This is a genomic window from Cytobacillus sp. Bac17, from assembly GCF_024519925.1.
GTDB classification, from domain to species: domain Bacteria; phylum Bacillota; class Bacilli; order Bacillales; family Cytobacillaceae; genus Cytobacillus; species Cytobacillus pseudoceanisediminis.
Genome location: NZ_JALJRC010000081.1, coordinates 1 through 1,207 on the forward strand (window position 1 = coordinate 1; position 1,207 = coordinate 1,207).

Consider the following 1,207-nt stretch of genomic DNA (forward strand, 5'->3'; position numbering starts at 1 on the left):
AAAAGGCTGTGCCCCATAAGGAATGGTAGTTAATCGTAATGAATAACGACGAAAAGAGTTGAGCGCCGTAAGAAATGGTAGTTAATCGTAATGAACAACGACGAAAAGGGCAGTGCTCCAAAAGAAATGGTAGTTAATCGTATGAATAACGACGAAAAAGGCTGTGCTCCATAAGGAATGGTAGTTAATCGTAATGAATAACGACGAAAAAAGCTGTGCTCCAAAAGAAATGGTATTTAATCGTAATGAATAACGACGAAAAGGGCGTTCTGGAAGTTATTCAGAATCAATAACGGGCAAAATGACAATGTACAACTTAATACCGGTGTCAATCCCAAATCGTCCCCTTAAGCTTTTTCCGTGTAAAATAAAATGGCACCTACTATACTAAAGAGGAATATACAGTATTGGAGGAATACAATATGCATATTGAAATGTGGACTGACTTCGCTTGACCGTTTTGCTATATTGGCAAAAGGCATCTGGAGGATGCCATTAAACAGATTAATCATCCAATTGAAGTGACTTATCGCTGCTTTGAACTGGACCCGACTGCTGAACGGGATATAAAGGATAATATGTACGAAAAGTTATCCAAGAAATATGGGATGACGATTGAACAGGCGAAAGCCAACACGCAAAACATGGTGCAGATGGCGAGAAATGCCGGGCTTGAATTCAACATTGATACCGTCGTTCTCACTAACACGTTTGATGCTCACCGTCTGACGATGTTTGCGAAAGCGAAAGGACTAATGAAAGAAATGACTGACAGGCTGCTCCGGGCTTATTTTACAGATGCCATTCATATAGGGGATCATGCTGCTTTAGCAGAATTAGCCGAAGAAGTTGGCCTGAACCGAGAGGAAGCTGAAAAAATGCTTGCTGGCAATGAGTTTGCAAAAGAAGTCCGTGCAGATGAGCAGCTGACACAGCAATACCGCATCACCGGGGTTCCATTCTTCCTTATTAATAAAAAGTATGCACTTAACGGAGCACAGCCAACTGAGATGTTTGTTCAGGCTCTGCAGAAGATTATTGCAGAGGATGAGATTACTGTTTTAAATGATCATGACGGTATGATCTGTGATGATGACGGTTGTGAAATTCCTAAAAAACAATAAAATCAAAAAGAACCAGTCTCTCCTTATATGAACTATACCCTAGATAGTGGACACTGATAAAAAAGTGCCCCTTTCTGGGGTTT

General features: G+C 40.7%; 1 protein-coding gene. It reads left to right on the forward strand.

Annotation, left to right across the window (positions count from 1 at the left end; genetic code table 11):
- Positions 1-467: 467 nt before the first annotated feature.
- On the forward strand, positions 468-1,124 hold the full coding sequence (locus NR125_RS29165; RefSeq protein WP_256816851.1) for a DsbA family oxidoreductase: 657 nt from the start codon (positions 468-470) through the stop codon (positions 1,122-1,124).
- Positions 1,125-1,207 lie beyond the last annotated feature (83 nt).